General features: G+C 30.9%; 21 protein-coding genes and 4 tRNA genes. 14 read left to right on the forward strand and 11 right to left on the reverse strand.

The window, feature by feature from the left end; translation table 11 throughout:
• Window positions 1-26: 26 nt before the first annotated feature.
• Window positions 27-512, reverse strand: coding sequence for a hypothetical protein (locus M9Q43_RS11495; RefSeq protein ID WP_262319041.1), 486 nt, complete (start codon window positions 510-512; stop codon window positions 27-29).
• Window positions 513-516: 4 nt separating this feature from the next.
• Window positions 517-3,153: an alanine--tRNA ligase gene (gene alaS, locus M9Q43_RS11500; RefSeq protein ID WP_262319042.1), complete on the reverse strand. Its 2,637-nt coding sequence runs from the start codon at window positions 3,151-3,153 to the stop codon at window positions 517-519.
• Between the two features lie 176 nt (window positions 3,154-3,329).
• Between alaS and M9Q43_RS11505 the strand changes: the two genes are divergently transcribed.
• From M9Q43_RS11505 to M9Q43_RS11525, 5 genes are all read left to right on the forward strand, one after another.
• Complete coding sequence (locus tag M9Q43_RS11505; RefSeq protein WP_262319043.1) at window positions 3,330-4,307, forward strand: M23 family metallopeptidase; 978 nt, start codon at window positions 3,330-3,332, stop codon at window positions 4,305-4,307.
• A gap of 65 nt (window positions 4,308-4,372) precedes the next feature.
• Window positions 4,373-4,705 carry a MerR family transcriptional regulator gene (locus M9Q43_RS11510; protein ID WP_133608073.1) on the forward strand — a complete coding sequence of 111 codons (333 nt, stop codon included), beginning with the start codon at window positions 4,373-4,375 and terminating at the stop codon, window positions 4,703-4,705.
• 33 nt (window positions 4,706-4,738) lie between these two features.
• Entirely contained in the window at window positions 4,739-5,341 is a 603-nt protein-coding gene (locus M9Q43_RS11515) for a LemA family protein (RefSeq protein ID WP_133609426.1), read from the forward strand.
• A complete protein-coding gene (locus M9Q43_RS11520) occupies window positions 5,341-5,778 on the forward strand; it encodes a TPM domain-containing protein (protein ID WP_262319044.1) in 438 nt (145 codons plus the stop codon). Before M9Q43_RS11515 ends, M9Q43_RS11520 begins: the two co-directional genes overlap by 1 nt.
• A gap of 1 nt (window position 5,779) precedes the next feature.
• Window positions 5,780-6,544, forward strand: a complete 765-nt coding sequence (locus M9Q43_RS11525) for a TPM domain-containing protein (protein WP_262319045.1) — start codon at window positions 5,780-5,782, stop codon at window positions 6,542-6,544.
• 63 nt (window positions 6,545-6,607) lie between these two features.
• Here the strand turns inward: M9Q43_RS11525 and der are convergent, their stop codons facing one another.
• Entirely contained in the window at window positions 6,608-7,918 is a 1,311-nt protein-coding gene (gene der / locus M9Q43_RS11530) for a ribosome biogenesis GTPase Der (protein WP_262319046.1), read from the reverse strand.
• Window positions 7,919-8,160: 242 nt separating this feature from the next.
• Between der and M9Q43_RS11535 the strand changes: the two genes are divergently transcribed.
• Window positions 8,161-8,655 carry a hypothetical protein gene (locus M9Q43_RS11535; RefSeq protein WP_262319047.1) on the forward strand — a complete coding sequence of 165 codons (495 nt, stop codon included), beginning with the start codon at window positions 8,161-8,163 and terminating at the stop codon, window positions 8,653-8,655.
• Window positions 8,656-8,705: 50 nt separating this feature from the next.
• Here M9Q43_RS11535 and era read toward each other — a convergent pair whose 3' ends face one another.
• Entirely contained in the window at window positions 8,706-9,590 is an 885-nt protein-coding gene (gene era, locus M9Q43_RS11540; RefSeq protein ID WP_133608057.1) for a GTPase Era, read from the reverse strand.
• A 117-nt stretch (window positions 9,591-9,707) separates the two neighbouring features.
• Here era and M9Q43_RS11545 point away from each other — a divergent pair.
• The 8 genes from M9Q43_RS11545 to M9Q43_RS11580 all read left to right on the forward strand — a co-directional run bounded on the left by M9Q43_RS11545 (window position 9,708) and on the right by M9Q43_RS11580 (window position 16,422).
• A tRNA-Met gene (locus tag M9Q43_RS11545) sits at window positions 9,708-9,780 on the forward strand.
• 29 nt (window positions 9,781-9,809) lie between these two features.
• Window positions 9,810-9,882 (forward strand) — tRNA-Met (locus M9Q43_RS11550).
• A gap of 29 nt (window positions 9,883-9,911) precedes the next feature.
• Window positions 9,912-9,984 (forward strand) — tRNA-Met (locus M9Q43_RS11555).
• A gap of 29 nt (window positions 9,985-10,013) precedes the next feature.
• Window positions 10,014-10,086, forward strand: a tRNA-Met gene (locus M9Q43_RS11560).
• 204 nt (window positions 10,087-10,290) lie between these two features.
• Window positions 10,291-11,496 (forward strand): site-specific integrase, encoded by a 1,206-nt coding sequence (locus M9Q43_RS11565; RefSeq protein ID WP_262319048.1) that lies wholly within the window; start codon window positions 10,291-10,293, stop codon window positions 11,494-11,496.
• A gap of 53 nt (window positions 11,497-11,549) precedes the next feature.
• A complete protein-coding gene (locus M9Q43_RS11570; RefSeq protein ID WP_262319049.1) occupies window positions 11,550-14,051 on the forward strand; it encodes a DEAD/DEAH box helicase family protein in 2,502 nt (833 codons plus the stop codon).
• A gap of 198 nt (window positions 14,052-14,249) precedes the next feature.
• Window positions 14,250-15,296, forward strand: coding sequence for an AAA family ATPase (locus M9Q43_RS11575; protein ID WP_316044636.1), 1,047 nt, complete (start codon window positions 14,250-14,252; stop codon window positions 15,294-15,296).
• Window positions 15,274-16,422, forward strand: coding sequence for a DUF3871 family protein (locus tag M9Q43_RS11580; RefSeq protein WP_262319050.1), 1,149 nt, complete (start codon window positions 15,274-15,276; stop codon window positions 16,420-16,422). Before M9Q43_RS11575 ends, M9Q43_RS11580 begins: the two co-directional genes overlap by 23 nt.
• 31 nt (window positions 16,423-16,453) lie before the next feature.
• On the opposite strand, the gene M9Q43_RS11585 is transcribed toward M9Q43_RS11580, so the two are convergent.
• From M9Q43_RS11585 to M9Q43_RS11615, 7 genes are all read right to left on the reverse strand, one after another.
• Complete coding sequence (locus M9Q43_RS11585; protein ID WP_262319051.1) at window positions 16,454-16,708, reverse strand: hypothetical protein; 255 nt, start codon at window positions 16,706-16,708, stop codon at window positions 16,454-16,456.
• Window positions 16,709-16,719: 11 nt separating this feature from the next.
• Window positions 16,720-17,106 carry a hypothetical protein gene (locus M9Q43_RS11590; protein WP_262319052.1) on the reverse strand — a complete coding sequence of 129 codons (387 nt, stop codon included), beginning with the start codon at window positions 17,104-17,106 and terminating at the stop codon, window positions 16,720-16,722.
• Window positions 17,107-17,121: 15 nt separating this feature from the next.
• The gene (locus M9Q43_RS11595; RefSeq protein WP_262319053.1) at window positions 17,122-17,583 is read right to left on the reverse strand and encodes a hypothetical protein; all 462 of its coding nucleotides are present in this window, start codon (window positions 17,581-17,583) and stop codon (window positions 17,122-17,124) included.
• A 171-nt stretch (window positions 17,584-17,754) separates the two neighbouring features.
• Window positions 17,755-18,495, reverse strand: a complete 741-nt coding sequence (locus M9Q43_RS11600) for a DUF5131 family protein (protein WP_262319054.1) — start codon at window positions 18,493-18,495, stop codon at window positions 17,755-17,757.
• Between the two features lies 1 nt (window position 18,496).
• Window positions 18,497-19,594, reverse strand: a complete 1,098-nt coding sequence (gene tcmP / locus M9Q43_RS11605; RefSeq protein WP_262319055.1) for a three-Cys-motif partner protein TcmP — start codon at window positions 19,592-19,594, stop codon at window positions 18,497-18,499.
• Window positions 19,595-19,633: 39 nt separating this feature from the next.
• The gene (locus M9Q43_RS11610; RefSeq protein ID WP_262319056.1) at window positions 19,634-21,526 is read right to left on the reverse strand and encodes an AAA family ATPase; all 1,893 of its coding nucleotides are present in this window, start codon (window positions 21,524-21,526) and stop codon (window positions 19,634-19,636) included.
• Window positions 21,527-21,530: 4 nt separating this feature from the next.
• Window positions 21,531-21,941, reverse strand: coding sequence for a hypothetical protein (locus M9Q43_RS11615; protein ID WP_262319057.1), 411 nt, complete (start codon window positions 21,939-21,941; stop codon window positions 21,531-21,533).
• Window positions 21,942-22,174: the final 233 nt, after the last annotated feature.

The following is a 22,174-nucleotide window of genomic DNA, read 5'->3' on the forward strand; positions in this document are numbered from 1 at the left end:
AGTTTTAAGCTTATCGGGATTTGAATTTATTTTTTCTTTTCTTCCTCTTTTTTCTTTTTTTCTTCGAGCTCCTTTTTAGAGGCTTCAACTCTTTTTTCGAGGTTTTCTATTTTCTTTTTAGAAATTTCTATTTTTTTGGAGTTTAAATTAATTTTAGATTGAGTGGCACTGATTTCCTTTTTAATTTTTGCGGTTTTTTTTGATTTTTCATCATTAGAAAGGTTTGAATCATTTTCAATCGTAGCTAATTCGTCATTAAGTTGATTTAATTTTGAATTTAACTCTTCATTATTTTTTATTGCACTTTCTTTTTTATTCGTTTCAGTAACTAATGTTTCTTCGTCTGCGGCTACTTTGTTTTGCAAAGTTTTCATCAAATGTTGATGTTGCATCAATTGGTTTTGTTGACTAAATAACTTATTGCTTACATTTACATTGTTTCTTGGTGGTGAAAATCCTTGTGATTGTCCTAAAAAAGGGAAAATCAATAATACAGTTATTATAAATTTCATTTTTTTATTTTAAAAATTCCACAACTTTCTCAATCGCCTCTTTAATTCCACCTACATTTTTTCCTTTTCCTGATGCAAAGAATGGTTGTCCACCACCATTTCCATCTATGAATTTTCCTAATTCTCTGATGACGTTTCCAGCGTTTAGTCCTTTTTCAGCAACCAATTCTTTAGAAATGTAGCAGTGAATATTTGGTGCATTATCTTCAATCGAAGCTAAGAATACAAATGCATTTGGTTTTGAAGTTCCAATAGCTTGAGCTAAATCTTTAGTCGAACTCATAGATAAATCCACTTGTTTGGCTAAAAATTGGATTCCGTTGATTTCTTGGAAATCGGCAACCAACGTATTTTTTAATCCTTCGATTTTTTCTTTTACTAATTGCTCTAATTGTTTTTTCAATTTTGCATTGTCATCTTGTAATGAAGCCACAGATTTTAAAACATCTTGTGGGTTTTTCAATACTTCTTTGATTTCCGCCAACGTATTTTCTTGGTTTTTGTAGAAATCCTTCACAGCATCACCAGTAATCGCCTCAATACGTCGAATTCCTGCGGCAACAGCTCCTTCTGAAACAATTTTGAAATGCCATATATCAGCGGTGTTTTTCACGTGAATTCCACCACATAATTCTTTGCTGTCTCCAAATTCAATCATACGAACATTATCGCCATATTTCTCTCCAAACAATGCCATCGCACCTTTGTCTAATGCTTCTTTGATTGGGATATTTCTGTGTTCTACTAATTGTAATTGTGCTTCAATTTGTTGATTTACACTTGCTTCAACTTGACGTAATTCATCCTCTGAAACTTTAGAGAAATGCGAAAAGTCAAAACGTAAGTAATTTGGATTTACTAACGAACCTTTTTGTTCTACATGTGTTCCTAAAATGCTTCTCAAAGCCAAATGCATCAAATGCGTAGCTGAGTGATTTTTAGAAGTCGAAGTTCTTAAATCAGTATTTACTTTAGCTACAAATCCAGCTTCAATATTTTCTGGAAGTTGTTTTGCGAAATGTAATATTAAGTTGTTCTCTTTTTTAGTATCAATAATTTCAATGGTTTCATTTGCCGAAACTAGTGTTCCTTTATCACCCACTTGTCCACCACCTTCTGGATAGAACGGCGTGTTGTCTAAAACAATTTGGTATAAAACACCATCTTTTTTAGAATCTACTTTACGAATACGCGTGATTTTTACTTCATTTTCGGTTTTATCATAACCCACAAACGTTTCCACATTTCCTGGAATTAAAACATTCCAATCTTCAGTAGAAACCTCAGAAGCGGCACGCGAACGCGCTTTTTGTTCTTGCATTGCCACATTGAAACCTGCTTCGTCTAAATCGTATCCTTTTTCACGAAGAATTAAAGCCGTTAAGTCAATTGGAAAACCAAAAGTATCATACAATTCAAATGCTTTTGCACCAGAAACTTTTTTTCCGGAGGTTTCAGCCATTACGTTTTCTAATAATTGTAATCCTTGTTCTAAAGTTCTTAAGAAAGACGATTCTTCTTCACGAATTACATTGGTAACCAATTGTTGTTGCGACTTAATCTCAGGGAAAAATTCGCCCATTTGATTCGCTAAAACTTCTACCAATTTATTAATGAAAGGTTCTTTTGTGCCTAAAAATGTAAATCCGTAACGAATCGCACGACGTAAAATTCTACGAATTACGTAACCTGCACCAGTATTCGAAGGTAATTGTCCATCAGCAATTGCAAAAGCTACCGCACGAACGTGGTCTACAATTACACGAATCGCAATGTTGGTTTTGTTTTGTTCTTCTGAAATGTTTTTAACTTCGTTAGAAGTGTATTTTAATCCTGTAATTTGTTCTACTTTTTCAATAAGCGGTGTAAAAACATCGGTATCATAGTTTGATGTTTTTCCTTGTAATGCCATACACAAACGCTCAAATCCCATTCCGGTATCTACGTGTTGTGCTGGTAATTTTTCTAACGAACCATCAGCTTTTCGGTTGAATTCCATGAATACGTTGTTCCAAATTTCCACTACTTGTGGATGGTCGTTATTCACTAAACTTTTTCCAGAAACTAAAGCCTTTTCAGCTTCCGTACGTAAATCAACGTGGATTTCAGAACAAGGTCCACATGGTCCTTGGTCACCCATTTCCCAGAAATTATCTTTTTTGTTTCCTAAAATAATGCGGTCTTCGCTAATTAATTCCTTCCAAATATCCCATGCTTCTTGATCAAACGGCACATTCTCATCAGGATTTCCTTCAAAAACAGAAACATATAGATTTTCTTTTGGAATTTTATAGACTTCCGTTAATAATTGCCAAGCCCAGTTGATGGCTTCTTTTTTGAAATAATCGCCAAAAGACCAGTTGCCCAACATTTCGAACATGGTGTGATGATAAGTATCAAAACCTACATCTTCTAAATCATTATGCTTTCCTGAAACACGAAGACATTTTTGCGTATCGGCTATTCTTGGGCTTTTTGGAGTTCCATTGCCTAAGAAATATTCTTTGAATTGGGCCATCCCCGAGTTGTTAAACATCAAAGTTGGGTCGTCTTTTAAAACGATTGGCGCAGAAGGAACAATTAAGTGCCCATTAGATTCGAAGAATTGTAAAAACTGTTTACGAATGTCTTGTGATTTCATTATCAATTATTTAGTTCTGGTTTTAATTATTGATTTTGATAAGAATATGAAATTAGATTTTCGAAAAACATCCCAACTAAAAAATAAAATAGCTTTAGAATGAAACATTTCTTAAATTTGTTCGTATAACCTATGTCAATCAATAAATTTGGCACAAAAATAGTATATTTTCATTTATGTCGAAGGTAAAATATTATTACGATTCAGAAAATTTAGCCTACAAGCGTATTCAGACTAAAAAAAGGAAGAAGTTTGGCTATATTGTATTGTTTTTAGTGTCTTCGGCTTTGTTTGGATTCTTGATTTTTTTGCTATTGATTAACACGAGTTATTTCGAAACACCAAAAGATAAAATTCAAGCAAGAGAAATTGAAGCTTTGGCTTTAAATTATAAGGTTTTGAATAAGAAATTGGATTTGATGAATGAAGTTTTAGAAGCGATTGAAAATAGAGATAACAATATTTATAGAATATATTTTAATACAACTCCTATTTCAGAAGAAGAACGAAAAGCAGGTTTTGGAGGTGTAAATAGATACAAAGATTTGCAAGGGTTTAATAATTCGGAGTTAATGGAAAACACGACAAAACGTGTGGATGTTTTAACGAAAGAATTGGTAATTCAATCGAAATCATTAGACGAAATTGTCGCATTGGCGAAACAGAAAGAAAAGTTGTTAGCGGCAATTCCGGCGATTCAACCAGTTAAGAATGAAGATTTAAAGCAAATGGCTTCGGGTTATGGTTATCGAAGTGATCCATTTACGAAAATTAGAAAGTTTCATTACGGAATGGATTTTACTGCTCGAACAGGAACGCCAATTTACGCTACTGGAGATGGAGTTGTTTACAAAGCAGATGCTTCGTTATCAGGATACGGAAATCATATAGAAGTGAATCATGGTTTTGGTTATAAAACGTTGTATGCGCATTTAAGTAAATACAATTGTCGTCCAGGACAGCGCGTAAAACGTGGCGATATTATTGGATATGTGGGAAGCACAGGAAGAAGTCAGGCACCACATTTACATTACGAAGTATTTAAAAATGGAGAACGTGTAAATCCGCTGAATTTCTATTACGGAAGTATTTCGGCAAAAGAATATATAGAGATTTCAAAATTAGCGAATCAAGAAAATCAATCGTTGGATTAACGATTTAAGATTGATGATTTTAGAAGTTTTGAACTTGTAATTGAATTTGAATTTGAACTTGAAAAATGCATTTAGAATTAGCACCAGACAAAAGATATTACAGCATTGGTGAAATAGCCAAAGCTTTTAACGTAAATGCCTCCTTAATTCGTTTTTGGGATAAAGAATTTGATATTCTAAAACCAAAGAAAAACGCCAAAGGAAATCGCATGTTTACACCAGAAGACGTGAAGAATTTGCAATTGATTTATCATTTGGTAAAAGAGCGCGGATTTACATTAGAAGGCGCCAAAACACATTTGAAAGAAGGTCAGAAAAAAACCTTAGATAAATTTGAAATTATCAGCAAATTAGAAACAATTAAAGCTCAATTGAACACAATTAAAAATCAACTATAAACAATTAATTAAACTTTTAAACTTAAAAAAATGATGAGAAAATTTTTGCCTTTTATTATCGGTGGTGGATTATTATTAATCCTTGTATTTTGGTTCTTCAGTATCAAAAACGGAGCCGTTCGTGTAAATCAAGAAGTAAATAAAGAATGGGGAAATGTAGAAACGTCGTACCAAAGAAGAAATGATCTTATTGGAAATTTAGTTAAAACCGTTCAAGGTTCGGCTGATTTTGAGAAATCTACTTTAGAAGCAGTAATCAAAGCACGTTCTGAAGCGACTTCTGTAAAAATTGACCCAACGAATATGACGCCAGAACAATTAACACAATTCAATCAAGCGCAAGGAAATTTAAATAGTTCTTTGTCAAGATTATTGGTAACTGTTGAGCAATATCCAGATTTAAAAGCAAATCAAAACTTCTTGAAATTACAAGATGAGTTAGCTAGTACAGAAAACCAAATCTTAACAGCAAGAACACGTTTCAACGAATCGGTTCAAAAATACAACAACTACATTTTAGTTTTCCCTAATTCTATTTTCTTAGGAAACTACAAAGAAAAACCATATTTCGATGCAGTTGCAGGTGCTGAAAAACCAGTTGATGTAGAATTTGATTTCAATAAAGAGAAAAAATAATGTCAAAAACCGAAGATTTCTTATCAAAAGCAGAAGAGCAAGAAATTGTTCTAGCTATTGTTGAAGCCGAAAAAAACACTTCGGGAGAAATTCGTGTGCACATTGAAGAACATACAGAAAAATCACCTCTTGACAGAGCTCAGGAGGTTTTTTTTGAATTGAAAATGGACGAAACACAAGATCGAAATGGCGTTTTGTTTTATGTGTGCGTTTCGGATAAAAAGTTTGCTATTATTGGCGATAAAGGAATCAACGAAGCTGTAGAATCTGATTTTTGGGATTGTACAAAAGATATAGTAATTGCTAATTTTAAGGAAGGCAACTTCAAGAAAGGCTTGGTAGAAGGAATTCTCAGAGCAGGCGAAAGATTGAAAAAATATTTCCCATATCAATCAGATGATACTAACGAATTGTCTAACGAAATCTCAAGAAGTTAATATGAAAAAGTTATTTTTATTTGTATTAGCTTTAAGCGGAATGATTGCTCATGCGCAGTTTGATATTCCAAAAAAACCTGGTTTTCAAACGAGTGTTTACGATTATGCCGATGTCTTAAATCCACAAGAAGAAAAAGAGTTAGAGAATAAATTGGTTCGTTATTCTGATTCTACTTCTACTCAAATTGTAGTAATTTCAGTTGAAGATTTAAAAGGAGAAGATATCGGGATTTTAACTCCAAAATGGGGACATGAATGGGGAATAGGTCAAGAAAAAGAAGACAACGGAATTTTAATTTTATTATCTAAAAACGATAGAAAAATTTGGATTGCGCCAGGTTATGGAGTAGAAGATAGGTTAACCGCTGGAATCAACGGAGAACTTATACGAAACATCATTATTCCAGAATTCAAAGCCGGAAGTTATTACAATGGTTTAGATAAGGGAGCCGATGCTATTTTTGATGTTTTAAAAGGAAAGTACAAAGGTTCTAGAAAAGAATCTAGTAATCCTTTACCATTTATCTTGATTGTTATTTTTATTATTATTCTGTTAGTTTTAGCTTCCAGAGGAAATAAAGGAGGTGGAAATTTTAGAGGTGGCGGCGGCTTAGATTTAGGCGACATTATTATTTTAAGCAGCCTAGGTAGAAGCGGTGGCGGTTTTGGTGGTGGCGGAAGCTTTGGCGGTGGCTCATCAGGAGGATTTGGCGGCGGCTTTGGCGGCGGTGGCTTCTCAGGTGGTGGCGCTGGCGGAAGTTGGTAAATTAAATCACGAAGTAATCATAAAAAAACTCGTTAGTGTTTGCTAACGAGTTTTTTATTTTTATTATTTCTGTCTGAAATAAATATCTATTGGAACACCACTAAAATTGTATTGTTCTCTTAATTTATTTTCAATAAAACGTTTGTATGGATCTTTTACATATTGTGGTAAGTTGGCAAAAAAGACAAACTGAGGTGTTGGTGTTGGCAACTGCATACAATATTTAATTTTCACATATTTTCCTTTTAAAGCAGGTGGTGGCGTTGCTTCAATAATTGGCAACATCAACTCATTGAATTTTGAAGTCGAAATACGTTGTTTTCTGTTTTCAAACACTTCAACTGCTGTTTCTAATGCTTTTAGTAAACGTTGTTTCGTTAAAGCCGAGATAAAAAGAATAGGCACATCGGTAAATGGTTGTAATTCTTCTCTAATCTTACGTTCGTAATCACGAGTACTCATGGTGTCTTTTTCAACCAAATCCCATTTGTTTACTAAAATGACAACTCCTTTACGGTTTTTCTCAGCCAACCAAAAAATACTTTGGTCTTGTCCTTCAAATCCACGAGTCGCATCAATTACTAACAAACAAACATCACTGTGCTCAATAGCTCTTACCGAACGCATTACCGAGTAAAATTCTAAATCTTCTTTTACTTTCGCTTTACGTCTAATACCAGCAGTATCGACCAAGTTGAATTCAAATCCAAAACGGTTGTATTTCGTATCAATTGCATCACGAGTAGTTCCTGCAATGTCGGTTACCACAAATCTATCTTCGCCAATTAATGCGTTAATGAATGATGATTTACCTGCGTTTGGTCTTCCTACAACACAAAATCTTGGTAATGGTTCTACTTCTTCTGTAACTTCTGGCATTTCAGGTAATACTTCGACTAATTTGTCTAAAAGTTCACCCGTTCCGCTTCCGCTCATTCCCGAAATCGTGTAATATTCTCCTAATCCTAAGTTGTAAAATTCAACAGCGTCTTTTTCACGCATGGCGTTATCAACTTTATTTACAACTAAAATAACTGGTTTTTTAACTTTACGAAGTAATTTCGCCACTTCGTCATCCATTGGTGTAATGCCTTCTTCCACATCAACCACAAAAACAATAGCATCTGCCTCGTCAATAGCTAATTCCACTTGTTTACGAATCTCTGCTTCAAAAATATCGTCCGAACCTTTGATATAACCTCCAGTATCAATTACAGAAAATTCCTTTCCGTTCCACTCACTTTTTCCATAATTTCTATCACGCGTAACACCGCTTACCGAGTCAACAATAGCTTCTCTTCGCTGAATTAAACGGTTAAAAAATGTGGATTTTCCAACATTTGGTCTTCCTACAATGGCAACAATATTATTCATAATCTTATTTTGAATCGGCAAAAGTACGATTTTTTTTGGAGCTTTTTCCAGCTATCCACTACAACTCCACAATTTTAGCTCTTTTTTTCTAATTTTATTAAGTCAGCTTCTAAGGTCGCTGCCCAAATAAAAAGAAAAAATAGATCAAAAATTTGCGGGGTTTCCGTTTTTATCTGGGCTAGAGCGTGAAATTTGTTCAACATTTGTTAAAAATTTATATATTAGCTTTAAAATCAGAACAAATGGATATTGAAAACAGCATTGTATTGCGTCCCAGATTTCAAAAAGATGTGTCAAAATCTATGGATGCCATTTTAGAAAATGCCAATAAACTAAAATCAGAAGTAAAAGAGGATTATCGAATAAAAGTTTCTGATCATCATATTTTCTTTTTCATCACATTGGCTAAACGAAAATATTATTCCCCACATTTACATGTTGAATTAATTGAAAACGAAGATAAAACCACACATGTAAAAGGGCTATTTGGCCCCGATCAAACGGTATGGACATTTTTTATGTTTATGCACTTTTTGGTTGGTGGTGTATTTTTGATTTTTATGATGATGGCTTATTCGCATTGGAGTTTAAAACAACCTTTTGTAATTGATTTAGCTGTAATGGGTTTTATGGTTATACTGTGGTTTTTGTTGTATTTTCAAGCCCGAATTAACCGAAAAAAATGTGCTCCACAAATGTATAAGTTAGAAGATTTAATGAATCGTGTTTTGGAATAAAAAAACCTGATGAATATTCACCAGGCATCTTTTATTTTTTTTCTTTCTTCTTACTTCTGGTTATACCCAAAACGTTTTAATTGGTAAGCACTGCTTCTCCAATCTTTGTTTACTTTAACGTAAGTTGCTAAGTGAATTTGTTTACCAAAGAACTTTTCTAAATCTTCTCTTGCTTGAATACCTACACGCTTTAAAGCTGCACCTTTGTGACCAATGATAATTCCTTTTTGCGTATCGCGTTCTACCATAATTACGGCACGAATTCTAATAATGTTATCGTCTTCAATGAATTCTTCCGTTTCAATTTCTACGGCATACGGAATTTCTTTGTCGTAATTCAATAAGATTTTCTCACGAATGGTTTCGTTTACAAAGAAACGCTCAGGTTTATCGGTTAACGCATCTTTAGGATAAAATGCTGGAGAAACTGGAAGTAATTCAATAATTCTATCAAAAACAGTTTGCACATTAAAGTTCTCTAAAGCCGAAATAGGAAAAAGTTCTGCATTAGGTACTTTTTCTTTCCAAGCTTGTACTTGTTCTTCTAATTGTTCTTGGTTCGATTTGTCAATTTTGTTCAATAATAACAAAACTGGGATTTTAGAATGGATAATTTTATTAAAAAACGCTTCGTCTTTTAACTCTTTTTCGCCAATCTCAACCATATACACTAAAATGTCAGCATCTTCAAAAGCCGATTTTACAAAATCCATCATCGAATTTTGCAATTCATACGCAGGTTTAATAATTCCTGGCGTATCTGAAAATAATACTTGAAAATCATCTCCATTTACAATTCCCAAAATACGGTGTCTTGTAGTTTGTGCTTTTGATGTGATAATAGAAAGACGCTCGCCTACAAACGCATTCATAAGTGTTGATTTTCCTACATTCGGATTTCCAATAATATTTACATAACCTGCTCTGTGCTCCATTTCAATATATTTATGGGTACAAAGGTAGTGATAACGCCTGAAATAGTAGAAAGAAAACATTATTTTTAAAAAAGTCTTGTAATTTTAAATAAAGATTGTACCTTTGCACTCACAAATCGCGGGATAGAGCAGTAGGCAGCTCGTCGGGCTCATAACCCGAAGGTCACAGGTACGAGTCCTGTTCCCGCTACTAAGAATTATTGAATTACAACCGTACATCGCGGGATAGAGCGGTAGGCAGCTCGTCGGGCTCATAACCCGAAGGTCACAGGTTCGAGTCCTGTTCCCGCTACTAAGAATTATTGAATTACAACCGTACATCGCGGGATAGAGCAGTAGGCAGCTCGTCGGGCTCATAACCCGAAGGCCACAGGTTCGAGTCCTGTTCCCGCTACTAAGAATTATTGAATTACAACCGTACATCGCGGGATAGAGCGGTAGGCAGCTCGTCGGGCTCATAACCCGAAGGTCACAGGTTCGAGTCCTGTTCCCGCTACTAAGAAGCTTCACAGAAATGTGGAGCTTTTTTTATGTCCAATACTCAAGGCTTTACAATACTGCAAAAAATTATTTATTTTAAAAATTAGAAAAATTAGGTACACATATAGGTACACATATTTTTTGTTTAGGTACACACTTGGGTACACATTTAGGTACACATTTTAATAATTCTAGGTACACATTAAAATATCTTCATTTTATGAATTCAAACATTTTAAAAATTTTATTCTTGTTGAATAAAACAAGAATAAATACAAGGGCAAAAGCTCCTATTAGATGTAGAATTACATTTAATGGGATAAGGAAAGTTTTTTCTACTGGATTATTTATTAATCCAGATAATTGGAACAGCACCCTACAAAAAGCTTATCCCCCTGATGTAGAAAACACTCAAATAAACACTCAACTGAGCCTGATTAAACAAGAAATTAATCAGGCTTTTTTATTTCTACAAGTTCAGAATGATGATTTTGATGTAGATGATATTTACCTAAAGTATAAGGGTGAAGATGTAAAACCAGCCAAGTCTTTGATGGAAGTTTTTGAATTACATAATTCAAGAATGGAAAAGTTGATAGGTAAAGAGTATTCAAAATCTACACATTCAAAATTTATTGAAGCCAAACAGCACACTGAGGATTTTCTGTATTACACAACTAAAAAGCGTAATATACAGCTAGAGGATATAAGTTTAAAGTTTTTACAGGATTTTGATTTTTATCTTAAAACACAAAAAAACTTCAAACAAATAACCATCAACAAAAGCATACAGAGAATATCTAAAATTATTAAACTTGCTTTAGCTGAGGGGTTTTTAGTAACAAATCCCTTTATTTTGTATAAGCCAAAAAAGGTAATCAATAACATTACTTATCTTACCCCTGAAGAATTATCTAGCTTAGAAAATCACAAGTTTTCACAAAAGAGATTAGAACAAGTGAGAGATATGTTTGTGTTTTGTTGTTATACAGGTTTACCCTATCAAGAAATGGCTAGTTTAAAAGCTAAGCATATTGTAAAGAAGTTTGATAATAAACTTTGGATTGATATGTACAGGCAAAAAACAAAGAAACAATTTGCTTTGCCATTACTCCCAAAAGCATTAGAGATTCTTGATAAATACAAATCAGATAAAGAGCTGTTACCAATAATTTCTAATCAAAAATTTAACTCTTACATTAAAGAAGTAGCTGAGATAATTGGTATCGAAAAGAAGCTTACTCATCATATAGCCCGTAAGACATTTGCAACAACTGTACTACTCTATAATGATGTCCCAATGGAAATTGTAAGTGAACTACTAGGGCATTCAAAGCTATCTACTACACAAGAGCATTATGCTAAAGTGGTTCAGAGAAAAGTTAGTGAACAAGTAGCAAACCTGTCTGATAGACTAAACAAATAGATTTGATAAATAATTGTGTTGTAGTATATTTACAGCACAATTATTTATTACTGATGGCTTTACCAAACATACACTTTCAAGATTTCCCAATAGAATTTAAAGAAATAAATCCTCAAGATTTTCCTTTATTTAATGTTGATGATAAAATAATTATTGAACCTAATAGATTAGGTTGGATTAATGAGCAATTACAATCTAACATAATTCTAGAAGAGAAAAATACTGTTGTTGTAAATGCAGCAGTAGGTCAAGGTAAAACCTATTCAATTATTGAGATTGCTAAAAGGTATTATTTTGATAAGAAGCAAGAATACCTAATCTTTATAGCTTCTCCATTTGTAAGTCTTGTTGAACAGTATTTTAATGAGATTTCATGTGAACAAATTCCAGAAAATAAAATTTACAGATATGAGTATATTGGTCAAGAAAACAGTATAACTTATATTGATAAAAAAATACATATTATCACAGTAAATGGTTTGTTAGGTAATCCGGGAGAAGATGCTTTTATTAATTCCCAAGCTAAAAGAAAATACCTTAATGATTTAGCTAGGCATTGTAAAGCAAAAAACAAAAAGGTAGTTTTTATTTATGATGAAATTCATGATGCAATTCACAACTTTAAAGAAGAGTTCATTTTCAATCTATGGAAATGGAAAGAAGTAATACACAAGAATTTTATCATAAGTGCTACATTCAATGAAGCTTCAAAGATTGTAATAGAATATCTAGCTGAATTAACAGATAAAAATATACAAATCATTGAGTCAAAAAGAACAAGGATTCCAAAAAATCAAAGTGCTTTGTATTTGCATTATAACCCTGCCAAATATTTTAAAAATGACAATGAGCAAATTGTAGCAGTTGTACAAGACGCATTGGAGAGAGGTAAAAAAGTTGATATTTTGTCATATTCAAAAAATCTAGCTGATGAAATGACCAATCCAAAAAATGATGGGGTTAGCAAAGAACTTTATAAATACAATACTAGAATTCAAAATTGTACTTCTGATTTAAACTCAAATCAAAGAATGGGTAAGCTAGAAGTAACAAATAGGTTTAGTAAGACAGATTGTAATGTTGGAACAAATTTCAAAACAGGTGTAAGTATAGAAAAAACCAATCATGCTTATATTATCATCATGCCTCACAGAGGAGAGGGAATGCCATTTAAAAATCTTAATGGAATTTTTAGTAATGGTATAATATCTGTAGTTCAAGCTTTAGCAAGACAAAGAAAAAGAGGTGGAGAAATACATATTATATTGCCTCCTCCAGAGAGTTTTGATTATCTTACATTACCATTTGATGATGAATTAAAACTTGAATTTGCCAAATTCTATGAAATTATTAAAGACCACTCAGCTACAAAAGAACTAGTAAAGTATGTCCCATTAAATACTCAAAATGAAATACTACATAAATTTTATGAAGAGGAGTACAGAGGGAATCTTCTTAATGAAATTGAAGAAGTAAAAAATTCAGAAAGAGATGAACTAGTTAGATTAATCTTCCCTGAGTTTAAATTATTCCAACTAGAATACGGAGAGGATTACCTTGCTAACAATTTTAAGTTTTTTGGTAAAGATTTATCTGCATATATTACCTATTGTGCTATTACTAATCAGTTTATTAATTGCAATTTAAAGGGAGTTACCTACAAACCCCTCATAATATTTGAGGAAAATAAAATCCAAAACAGGTTACAACATTTCTATAAAATGTATATGGATTCAGAAACTTATCAAATGACATATAGAGATAGTTCTGATTTATGGTTTTATCATGAATTTAGAAACAACTTATTCAAAAGCTATAGGTTAAAACTGAAAGTTAATGATGAAAGGTTTGATACAATAAAAGAGTATAAGAATAGAAAATTTGAAGTACAATTAATTGGTTTTATACAGAGGATTATTTATCCAAATGCTTATTTTTCTGCAATGAACTACACATCTTTAAGAGGATTTAGAGATTATGAATTTTCAAGAAAAGATTACTTTTCTTTTGGTATTGTACATGCAGAGAGATTAAATTTAAATGATTATATTTCAGATGAATTTACAACTAAAAGAATATATGCTTTTAGAACACTTAATCATTACAGAAATAAAATAATTCAAAGTATTCAAACAAGTTCTTCCTCAACTAGAGGAGATTACAGATATGTTTTAGCTACACCACCAAGAGGATTTGTTAATGAGCAAGAACAAGCTAGATTTGAGAGTATGATTGACTATTTTGTTACTCAGGATAGATTTATAAGAAATAATATTTTTGAATTTAAGCAGAGATTTAAACCAACACATACATTTAAACAAAAAGTAAAATCTTTTTATACTAAACTAATTGAAGATTTTTTTGAAACTGAAAATTACAAAAAATCAACTCCACCTAGAAGGATTGTAAAAGTAATTAACTCTATCTATGAATTGCCAAATTTTGAAGAGGTACTAGACTTTGTAAGTCCCGCAGATATTTCATTTTCTGATGAGTATTTGAACTATATCAATTATGAAATTGTTGATGGAAAATTAATACACACTCCATTATAATTTTAACTCGTCCAATTTTGATATTTATCTATATAGGATTGTGTCAAAAGTGGACGTAATTAAACTTTCCTAAAAACCTGTCATTGGTAATAGACCTATAGAATACTCTATGGGTTTAGTACCAACTTTACAACTAATAGGGTTTCTTTTCAAATCTTCCCACCCTAGAAAAATCTTTGGATTTAACAACGCACGAACTTGGAGGAGGAAGCCTGCAAAGGACTTAGCTTTGACCCTACAAAGGTAAGGCTTTTTTCTGACATATTCCACTATTTCAACCCATTACAAAACATTTTAAAGCTAATAGCCAAAAGTAATTTTTGGCTATTTTTTTATATACAAATTAATCAACTTAAACATTTTATTACTATGCAATTAAAGCAATCAGAGAGAAAACAAGTTAAGCTTCGTTTAGGGATAAGTGGAGCAAGTGGCTTTGGTAAAACCAAGTCAGCATTATTATTAGCCTATGGAATGACTAATGATTGGAGTAAAATAGCAGTTATTGATACTGAAAATTCCTCTGCATCATTGTATTCAGATTTAGGAAATTTCTATGTTATAGATATTTCTGCTCCTTACACACCTGAGAGGTATATTGAAGCAATTACACTATGTGAGAATTCGAATATATCAGTTATAATTATTGATTCTATTACCCATGAGTGGAATGGTTCAGGTGGATGTTTAGATATTCATGAAAAACTAGGTGGTAGATTTCAAGATTGGGCAATTGTGACACCAAGACACCAAGCTTTCATTGATAAAATTCTACAATCAAGTTGCCATGTTATTACTACAGCTAGGAGAAAAATTGAGTATGACATTGACAAAGATGCTAATGGTAGATTGAAAGTACAAAAATTTGGCACTAAAGAAATTACTAGAGAAGGCTTTGAATATGAGCTTACAGTCAATTTCGAGTTAATCAATGACAATCATTTAGCTAGAGCAAGTAAGGACAGAACAGGGCTATTTATGAATAAACCTGAATTTGTCATTAATTCTGCAACAGGTAAAAGGATTTTAGAATGGTGCAATTCTGGTACTAACTTACAAGATGCTAGAGAGAAAATTAAAGCTACTAAAACAGTTGAGGAATTGAAAGTCTTATACAATCAATACAGCAATTGGAGAGAGCTTTTAGAGTATGATTTTAAAATTCAAAAAGACACTATCAACTCAAAAGAATTATTGTTAAACCCTAAATCATTTTCTACAAATGGACACACAACTCATCACTGACAAATCTACTACCATAATAGAGAATAATGGTAGTACTACAGAAGGAACATTGGTATTACAAAGAGTAAATCCAAATGGTAGTAAAACTATATTGAATTATCCTAAAAGTGAAAATATTGATATAGATAATGAAGTTATGCTACCTAGCAAGATTAATGAGCTTATTGCTGTAGAAACCACTTCAAAACCTACAGAAACAAGCTTATTTATACCCAAACCATTTATTGAAGCTAACACTTCAGAAATTAGTTTGCATACCTTAAAAAGTGATTGTATTATACCAGTTTTTAGCAAGGATAATGAACGTACAATTTCTCATAATGAGTTTATTGAAATAGCTGAAAATTGTATTTCAAAAGTATTTCCACATCATCAAGTAGATGTTCCAGAAGTGCGTGTAAGCCATCAAATTAAGGGCAGGGTCCCAAGTGCCATAAATAAACAAGCTAAAGATTTGCTTGACCACGAAAGAACACAATACTTTGAAAGAATGGCATTCATAATTAGAATACCTAGTATTGTTGATACAATTAATGGTAATGAAATTGCTTTATGTATTGGTGGAGTAAGAAGCTATAATTTAGAGAACTTATACAACAAGAAGACTATTGAAAAGTTCAAGTTTTTTATTGGCTTCCAAGTGAAAGTATGTTGTAACCTAGCTGTATCAAGTGATGGATTTGTGGAAGAAATGCGTGTTAGTTCGTATCAAGAGTTACAAAGCAAGATTTTAGAAGTGTTGTACAATTTTAATGCAGAAAAGCAATTAGCTCAAATGAAGCAACTCTCTGAATACTCACTTACAGAACATCAGTTTGCTCAATTATTGGGTAGAACAAGACTATATCAGCACTTACCTAAAAAAGACAAGCTAAATATTCCTACACTAAACTTCAATGATGGACAGCTAAACTGCATAGCAAAAGACTATTACGAGGATGCTAGTTTTAGCAGAAATGAAAATGGGGATATTAACCTATGGAATGTATATAACCTCTTTACTCAAGCTAATAAATCAAGCTATATTGACACTTTTCTTGATAGAAATGTAAATGCCTTTGATTTCTCAAATGGCTTGTTAAAAACACTAAATGGTAGCTCTAACTATCATTGGTTTTTGAGTTGAGAAGAACCCAATCCCAATCAAGGGGTTGGGTTTATTTTTTTACAGTATAAAAATCTACAACTTCTTTTTCTGTTAAGAATCTTATTCTTTCAGCTGTTAATTGATATAACTCTCCTGTTTTTAAATCTTCAACTAATCCAATGAAATAATCACTACCATAATTTTTTTGTTGTACTCTCCATAAATGGAAATATCCAATTTTATTATTAGGATGATTTTTTAATACTTTCTCTGTATAATCAGCATTAGTTACATACTCAACTAATCTTAAATCTGGTTTTGTCATACTGAAATAAATTAAACAGGTTGTTCAGATATGTGTCCTATTATGTTTCCATCAAAATCAATAATATTACCATTTTTATCTGTAGCAGTTTTAAAATCATCACTTACATTAAATGGTAAATCATCATTATCATCTTCAAATATGAAATCTGATGACTCATTGACTTTAGAAACATTTTTTGAGATTGAATTTGGTATTAAATTTTCAACAACCTCTTTTGTAAATGAAAAGTTGGCTATTTGAATTTCTAATAAATTTCCTGTCTTTTCATCTTCTATAATCCCTAATACAATTTCAGAACCATTTTCAGCAATATTCTTTTTGAAAATATGGAAAAATCCAACTTTTGAAGTTTTGGAATTTTCTAACTTGTACTTTACTTTTCTTAATTGTGTCATTTTACTTCAAATTATTTAATACAACCATTCTTTAATCTTTTCTATCAGTTCTGACTTACTTATAGGTGCTACTTCATTAAAGAATTTCAATTTAATACCATTGTATTTTTCCCCAACTGAATCACCATTTAAGTAATTTCTGAGTATTGAATTATCTACAAACCAATAATTCTCACTATCCTCATTTCCTAATATCCAACGTAAATTTTTTTCAAAATAATCAGTCCTATCTTTTAATAATTCAGGTTGAAATCCACCACCTTTGCCATGACCAAAACCAAGTCTTCCATGACTTTTTTTGTGATACTTAATTTCTAAAAAATATAACTCTGGGTTAGCTCCATTTTTTGCAATCAATACATCAACTGCTTTTTTAAAATTGAAGAGTTTATAGCTTTGGTTTTCAGAAATAATATCATTCAAAATGTCTTTTCTGATATGATTTTCAAAAGCTGTTTCATTAATTATATCTCTCATCCAACTACTTCAGTTTTTTGTATTAATCTGTTTAATATGAAAATATAAATTAATTAAATCACAAATAATTGACCATATTCTTAAAAAATGACAAATGGTAATTTGATAATTTGAATTGTAATAAAGAGGTTGATTAAGTATTTTTATTAAAATGATATATTGTAATTTAGATTACATTATTAATTCAACCTCTGGCTCTTCATTCCATTCTTTACCTAATAGAATTCTTCCATTAGCTTTTTTACTTCTTTTAACACCATCTTCTCCCCAAGTTCCCCATTGTTTGAAGAAAAATGCAACACCTTGTTCATCGCATTGTCTTTGAATATCAATTGCCCATTCGGGTTTCATAGGTCTAGCTTTATGACCACTCTCACCACCAACTATTACCCAATGAATATTTTCTAAATTTAATTTACCAACATTTCCAATTAGAGGTTCAATGGATAAAAATCTAATCTCAGCATCAATATTTCTTAAAGCATCAATTCTGTTTTTAGTCTTTGAATTTTCCACTGTAACACCTAACCAAACATTTTTAGGGACTTTTCTAGTTCTAAAATATTCTTCTAAAATATTTTCTCTTTTAGTTAAAATTTGATATTGATGTATTGGTGTTTGTTCTATTGTTTGAAAAACTTCATCGAGAAAATCAAATGGCATTTTTTCATGAAATAAATCACTCATAGAGTTAACAAAAAATTTTGTTGGCTTTTTTATTTTTTTTGGTAGTTCCAACCTATCAGGCATTATTGTAAACTCAAAACCATTTTCATAGCCTGGTGTACCCATAGCTTGAAGTCTTTTAGCCATAGTTTCAGCATAACAATTTTTGCAACCTGATGTTACTTTGTTACAACCTGTGGAAGGATTCCATGTTGCATCAGTCCATTCTATCTTTGAATATTTCACTTTATTTGATTGTTATTTTAAAATCTTTTGGTGGTGCTAAGTTATGGATTTTTTCAGTTTTAGTTTTAACAGGTAGAATTTTATTTTCTTTTTCAAGTTTTCGTAACACTTCATTACAATGTTTTGGAAGACAACCAAATTCTAGTGTTTTTAGATAAACTTTGTATAATGAAGTTTCTTTATCGGATAAAATTTGACTTCTAATTTCAGAATCTAACAATCCTAATTTTTTTATTGTGTTATCTTCTTCAAATAATGATGGCTGCCCCTCTATTATCTTTTCTTCATCAATATTATAATTTGCATCACCCGTATGTGGATTTATTTTCCAACCTACTTTCAAAAACTTTTCTATTCCTAGAGTATGATTTGACCCAAAAATTAATCCATAAATATTAATCCCTTTTTTAATTGAAAAAGGAGCTAACATATAATTTGTATCAACCATTGATTTGTAATATTCGAATACAACTTTGTGTGAATGAAAGGGTTTTGTATCTTCAAAATTCTCCTTTGTAATTGATAAATAACTTTTAAACTCAGGTAATTCATTAAATCTTCTAACAAATGAAGAGGAGATAAAGAATATAAAGTCTGTTCTTTCAAAACTTATCAATTTCTTAAAAATCTCTGTTGTTATTTCCTTAATCCCAAATTGGTCAAGAATCATTAACCTTGGTAATTTAGAATTTTTAATCATCTTCGGATATATTTCTTTGAAAAAATCCTGAAATGATAAATTAAATAATTTGATTGCTACTTTTTCTTTGTTATAGTTAAATTCATTAATGTGATTTGATAATATATTAAATGTTTTTTCATCTTTTTCATTATAGATAACATTAATTTTAACTCTAGTAGTTGATACCAAATCACTGAACTCATTCAAGACATCTAAGATAATTAATGAGCTTCCTAATGTCCCATTTACATCTTTCCCTTCACCAGCAAAAAAATCATAAATAAAGATATTATCCCAATGTGTTTTTTCATAATTTGAAATAAAAACAGGAAGCCACTCTTTTAAATAATTTCTAAAAATCTCTAGTTTAGCTTTTGTGCCATCATCAAAAGGTGTATTAAAATGATTTTTTGCCATGTTATTGCTGTATTACATGATGATTCATTATATAAAATATTATATTATAGTTCTAAGAGGATTACTATCTTTTTTGAAGACAACTCCATCCCAAAAATCAGCAGGTAATGTCCCTGTTGATTTTTTATGCCAATTATCATAATCAGTTTTAAAAGAAATTAATTCATTCCCTTTTTTAAAAAATTCCCCATTTTTATAAATTGTAAAATTTACAATTCCCTTAGATAAATATACATCTCCATTTGGTGTTCTAATCAATCTAAAATCATCTTGAATTTCATACTCTTTAAGCCAAGTATTACCTTCATCATTATCAACCATTTCAAATAGTAAAATATCATCTTTTTCAAATACATTTTTTTTGAAGTCAAATAATTTAAGTTGTTTTAATGTACTCAAACATTCATAAACTTCACTATTAAATTTCGGAACATCATAACTATCATGACTAGTTGAATTTAAAACAAATTTTCTATGCTTATCAAGTTCCTCAAATAACGGAATATTAATCCCGCAATTCTTCATGTAATTTATAGATTGTTGTATTAATCCATTCAAATCCTGAATTGTAAAATCAGGTTTAAATTGTAAACGTAATGGTAAAAAATCTTTACAAAATGATTCTGCTTCCTTTCTTAGAAAATTCCCAGCTACCTCATACTCTTTTAAGACAAGATATTTTTCAGCCTTTTCAATGTAACTTAATGATTTGGTAATAAATGGTAATGGAATATCATTTTCAATATTAGAATACATTTCAAAATACTCCCAATTGTTTTGTTTTAATGATTTTATTTTATGCTTCGCCATTTCAAAAAACAACTTATCATGAGTCAGTATTATAAGTTGAAAATCTGTAGTTTTTTTCAAAATAATATCTAACACAATATTCCTGTGGCTCATATCAAGACTTAATAATAAATCATCTAGTACTAAAATGTTAGAAGTATCAGGAAATGTTGGTCTAGAGTCAAGCATTGCTAATCTAATAGCTAAAGCAATTGCAGTTAATCTAGCTTCATTTAAAAATGTATGTGGCTTATGTAATAACTTTTTAGGTTCAGGTAATTTGGAATGATTATATCTTAATTCTAATGGAATTCTTGGCTTATGAATTTTCCCATCTTTGGTTCTTTTACTTAAGTTTTTATTGAATTCACATTTAATTGATTCTACATTAAAACTAATAATGTAGTTTTCTTGAAATTCATTTTCCAAATAACTATTTGCAGATTCTGTAATTTCTAGAAGAAATTTTTTTAACAACTCAATGAATCTTGGTATAGTATTATTTTTAAATCTTCTGTACTCATCTGAACCTTCCTTAATGGTGTTCATACCACTATTTTTTGGTAATTTTTTTGGAGCTTCATTTATGAATTCCCACCAGTCAGATGCGTAAGTTTTTCCAGAAAGTGTATTTGACAAGTCATAATATTCTTCTTCAAAATCAATAAACATTAAAACTTCTTTTTCAAATAGTGGAAACAAATCAATAGGCTCACTATTTCTGAAATCATAAATTTTAGAAAGATATTTGTAATTGATAAAGTCACTAGAATCTAATGTTCTTTTAACAAAACTTCCAACACTTGTATTTGATGAATTAAATGAAATTTTTCTAATTTCGGGTACTTCATTATCATCTTCAAAATAAATTTCTACAGAACTATTATCATTATCTTCACAAAACCTATTTCTTAAGTTTTCAGGATGATTTGCTTGGAAGTACTTATTTATAGTGTTATTAGTTTTTAAACAACTCTGTAAAAAAGTATATAATGCCCAATATATGGAACTTTTACCACTACCATTTTCCCCAAAAAACAATACATTATTTTTATTGATTTCTAAGGTGTTTTGAGGATGAGAATTTCTATCTCCATAGAAAAATTTGAAATTTTCAAGGGTAATGGATTTTATTCTTTGCATAAATTTAAGCTGTAAGTATTGGCATTAATAAATCTCTTAACTCTATCTTCATTAACTTAATGTTATTTCTAATTTCATTATTCTTTTCTCTTAATTTTTGATAAGTTTCATGAATAATTTTTATTTGAGATTCTAAGTTACTGTTTTCAATAGATATAATATCTCTCTCTAAAAATTTAAGAAAATCAATTTTTTTTTCTTTAAAATCATTAGGAAAGTAAATTTGAAATATTATTGCATCTAATAACTCTTCGAAAACTTCAATTAAATGATTATTAGGGACATGAATATTTATTAAGTTTTTTTCTTTAGAAATAATTAAAATGTAGTCAATAATTGTTTCAATATATTTAGTGAATTCTTTTGATTCAACAATAGGTATTTCCGAAAGAGGTTTTTGATATAATTCAAGCATATCACCTTTTCTTTTACCTTTATTTAACAACCAATAATAATATAATTTCGAATTCAATAATGCTAAAATATATTTTAGGCTAATATGGAAAAAACGGTCAAATTGACCACCACTTTCCAGTCTAAATTGACCATCGATTTCGGTGCAAACTGACCACCCAATTCCAGTCCAAATTGACCACCTAAATTTTAGGGTAAATTAGACATTAAAAACAGTTACTTTTTTTCATGTTG

The organism is Flavobacterium odoriferum, assembly GCF_025499515.1.
GTDB lineage: Bacteria > Bacteroidota > Bacteroidia > Flavobacteriales > Flavobacteriaceae > Flavobacterium > Flavobacterium odoriferum.

Coding starts and splice junctions, on each gene's coding strand:
- M9Q43_RS11495 (WP_262319041.1), bottom strand. CDS start 512: ATGAAATTTATAATAACTGTATTATTGATTTTCCCTTTTTTAGGACAA.
- alaS (WP_262319042.1), bottom strand. CDS start 3,153: ATGAAATCACAAGACATTCGTAAACAGTTTTTACAATTCTTCGAATCT.
- M9Q43_RS11505 (WP_262319043.1), top strand. CDS start 3,330: ATGTCGAAGGTAAAATATTATTACGATTCAGAAAATTTAGCCTACAAG.
- M9Q43_RS11510 (WP_133608073.1), top strand. CDS start 4,373: ATGCATTTAGAATTAGCACCAGACAAAAGATATTACAGCATTGGTGAA.
- M9Q43_RS11515 (WP_133609426.1), top strand. CDS start 4,739: ATGAGAAAATTTTTGCCTTTTATTATCGGTGGTGGATTATTATTAATC.
- M9Q43_RS11520 (WP_262319044.1), top strand. CDS start 5,341: ATGTCAAAAACCGAAGATTTCTTATCAAAAGCAGAAGAGCAAGAAATT.
- M9Q43_RS11525 (WP_262319045.1), top strand. CDS start 5,780: ATGAAAAAGTTATTTTTATTTGTATTAGCTTTAAGCGGAATGATTGCT.
- der (WP_262319046.1), bottom strand. CDS start 7,918: ATGAATAATATTGTTGCCATTGTAGGAAGACCAAATGTTGGAAAATCC.
- M9Q43_RS11535 (WP_262319047.1), top strand. CDS start 8,161: ATGGATATTGAAAACAGCATTGTATTGCGTCCCAGATTTCAAAAAGAT.
- era (WP_133608057.1), bottom strand. CDS start 9,590: ATGGAGCACAGAGCAGGTTATGTAAATATTATTGGAAATCCGAATGTA.
- M9Q43_RS11565 (WP_262319048.1), top strand. CDS start 10,291: ATGAATTCAAACATTTTAAAAATTTTATTCTTGTTGAATAAAACAAGA.
- M9Q43_RS11570 (WP_262319049.1), top strand. CDS start 11,550: ATGGCTTTACCAAACATACACTTTCAAGATTTCCCAATAGAATTTAAA.
- M9Q43_RS11580 (WP_262319050.1), top strand. CDS start 15,274: ATGGACACACAACTCATCACTGACAAATCTACTACCATAATAGAGAAT.
- M9Q43_RS11585 (WP_262319051.1), bottom strand. CDS start 16,708: ATGACAAAACCAGATTTAAGATTAGTTGAGTATGTAACTAATGCTGAT.
- M9Q43_RS11590 (WP_262319052.1), bottom strand. CDS start 17,106: ATGACACAATTAAGAAAAGTAAAGTACAAGTTAGAAAATTCCAAAACT.
- M9Q43_RS11595 (WP_262319053.1), bottom strand. CDS start 17,583: ATGAGAGATATAATTAATGAAACAGCTTTTGAAAATCATATCAGAAAA.
- tcmP (WP_262319055.1), bottom strand. CDS start 19,594: ATGGCAAAAAATCATTTTAATACACCTTTTGATGATGGCACAAAAGCT.
- M9Q43_RS11610 (WP_262319056.1), bottom strand. CDS start 21,526: ATGCAAAGAATAAAATCCATTACCCTTGAAAATTTCAAATTTTTCTAT.
- M9Q43_RS11615 (WP_262319057.1), bottom strand. CDS start 21,941: ATGCTTGAATTATATCAAAAACCTCTTTCGGAAATACCTATTGTTGAA.